The 2,302-nt window shown below is 65.9% G+C and carries 4 protein-coding genes; 2 read left to right on the forward strand and 2 right to left on the reverse strand.

Annotation, left to right across the window (positions count from 1 at the left end; translation table 11 throughout):
• Positions 1-14: 14 nt before the first annotated feature.
• Complete coding sequence (locus tag ACXJKH_RS18890; RefSeq protein WP_457321680.1) at positions 15-650, forward strand: glutathione S-transferase family protein; 636 nt, start codon at positions 15-17, stop codon at positions 648-650.
• 73 nt (positions 651-723) lie between these two features.
• A complete protein-coding gene (locus tag ACXJKH_RS18895; RefSeq protein WP_457321674.1) occupies positions 724-1,071 on the forward strand; it encodes a hypothetical protein in 348 nt (115 codons plus the stop codon).
• A gap of 17 nt (positions 1,072-1,088) precedes the next feature.
• On the opposite strand, the gene arsC is transcribed toward ACXJKH_RS18895, so the two are convergent.
• Positions 1,089-1,442 carry an arsenate reductase (glutaredoxin) gene (gene arsC, locus ACXJKH_RS18900; RefSeq protein WP_457321676.1) on the reverse strand — a complete coding sequence of 118 codons (354 nt, stop codon included), beginning with the start codon at positions 1,440-1,442 and terminating at the stop codon, positions 1,089-1,091.
• Positions 1,442-2,302: phospholipase A (locus ACXJKH_RS18905; protein ID WP_457321678.1), on the reverse strand; the 861-nt coding region annotated here is incomplete at its 5' end. The genes ACXJKH_RS18905 and arsC, both read right to left, overlap by 1 nt.

Below are 2,302 nucleotides of genomic sequence, written 5' to 3' on the forward strand. Positions count from 1 at the left end.
CAGGTGCGGCGTGCATGGCCATTACGTTGTACGGATCGACCAGCACCGCCTCGCTGGTGGTGCATTGGCTGCTGCTGGAACTGGAGGTGCCGCACGAACTGGTGCTGCTCGACTTCGACACGCGGCAGCAGAAATCGGCCGAGTACCTCGCCCTGAACCCGGCCGGCGTAGTGCCCACGCTGGTGATGGGGGATCAGGTCCTGACCGAGGCGGCGGCCATCGCACTGCACCTGGCCGATCTGCATCCGCAGGCCGGGTTGCTGCCCGTGCCGGGCACGCCCTTGCGCGGCGAAGCCTACCGATGGATGTTCTGGTGCGCCAATACCGTGCAGCCAGCGTATCGCGCGTGGTTCTACGCGCACGAGATGGCCGGCGCGGACAATGCCGAGGCCACACGGCAGCACGCGCGTGAACGCCTCGAAGCGGCCTGGCAACGGCTGTCCGACCATCTGCAGGCCGGCGGTCCGTACATGTTGGGAGCGCAGCTGAGCGTGGTCGATTTCATGTTGGTGATGCTGCTGCGCTGGTCGCGCAACATGCCCACGCCGAGCGATCACTGGCCGGTGCTCAAGGCGTACGCCGACYGGCTCAAGGCGCGCCCGGCCTTCATCGAGGTCTACCGACGCGAAGGCATCACCGACTGGCGCTGATGTCACCCGGTTCTGGACCGCGCACGGGCCTGATAAAGTCGCACGTGACACGTTTCCAACCAGGAGTGACACCATGCCAAGGATGCTCTACGTGGCTGCGCTGGCGCTGCTGCTGACTGCCTGCAGCAGCGATGGCGGCAGCTATTCCGCACCGAGCCTGCGCGAGGTCACCGCGGCCAATCAGTGCATGGACGAATGCCAGCGGCAGCACGACAGCTGCATGACCCGCCGGTCGGGATTTGGCAGCGGCGACCGCTGTGGTACCGGCGTGGCCACGCAGCGCGACGCGCGCTGCGAGAAGCTGGACACCCCCGAGCTACGGCGTTCCTGCGAGGCCAGCGCCGATTACTGCCGCAACCGACTGCCGGCGCTGGCCTGCGGCGAGAGCCGCAGCCGCTGCATGGCTACCTGCGGCGGCTGACCGCCACTACCCGCGTACTACGCGGGGAGGATGTCCAGCACCGTTTCCGGTGGGCGGCACAGGCGCACGCCTTTCGGGGTACGCACGATTGGACGGTTGATCAGCTCGGGATGGCGCAGCATCGCCTCGATCAATGCGCCGTCGTCCAGTGCGGGGTCAGCCAACTGGAGCGCCGCATAGGCTGTTTCCTTGTCCCGCAGCAGCGCGCGTGCGCCGCACCCCATCGCCTCGATCAAGGCCTGCAGCGTGGTCCGATCGGGCGGGTCCTTCAGGTATTCGATCACCGTCGGTTCGATGCCATGCTCGCGCAGGATCTGCAACGCCCCGCGCGAGTTGCTGCAGCGCGGGTTGTGCCAGATCGTCACCGCCATCAATACCATTCCAACAGCGACACGCCCACGCCGATGTAGGTCGCCTTGTGGTTGTAGTCGATCATGCTTTCGCCGTAGCCATCGAACACCTGCACATGGCCGCGCAGCAGGTTGCTGATCGGGAAGCCGTAGTCCAGCTGCACCGCGCCGTGCGAACGGTCACCGCCGCGCAGCGAGTGGCGCGCCATCAGTGACACTTCGTGGCCGTTGCGGTTCCAGGTCAGGGTCGCATCGCCACGACCCATGTAATCCTCGATATCCGGGTTGTTGTCGTCCTTGCGGTCTTCCGGCAGGCGGTACCACGGGCGCAGCACCAACGCCCAGTTCTCGCGGTCCAGGCCGATCGTGGCGATCACCCGGTTCCAGCTGCGCGACAACGGATCGGGGCGGCCGTTGGACATGTGGTTGAGGCTGATCCCGCTCATGCGCCCGCGCCAGCCCCCGATCGAGTAGCCGTTGCGGAACATCATCATGATTTCCGGCTCGTAGTTGGTCTCGCGGAACGGCCGGGAATTCTCGGCGTTGTAGGCCTGCCAGCGCGAGCTCTGGGTATAGCCTGCCCAGATGTCGCCGTTGTCGCCGAACAGGTTTTCCACCACCTTGGTCTTGAAGCTGAGCTGGAACTTCAGCTCGTTGCTGTCCAGCAGCTGCGGGGTGGTGACGGTGTTGGCCGGATTGGGCGACTGCGGGGTCTGGTTCTTGTCGCTGGTCCAGAACGCCGGCAGCAGGTAGACCGGCTTGTAGGCACGCAGCTGGAAGGCCCCCAGCTTGGAGTCCTGCGCCAGTTCCCAGCGGCTGTCCAGCAGCGAGCCCTTGCCGGCATTGGCCAGCGCATCCTCATGGCCATCGCTTTTGAACAG

Source organism: Stenotrophomonas sp. P5_B8 (assembly GCF_054049855.1).

Bases quoted from the DNA above. Each gene is read 5' to 3' on its own strand.
- ACXJKH_RS18895 (WP_457321674.1), top strand. From the start codon at position 724: ATGCCAAGGATGCTCTACGTGGCTGCGCTGGCGCTGCTGCTGACTGCC.
- arsC (WP_457321676.1), bottom strand. From the start codon at position 1,442: ATGGCGGTGACGATCTGGCACAACCCGCGCTGCAGCAACTCGCGCGGG.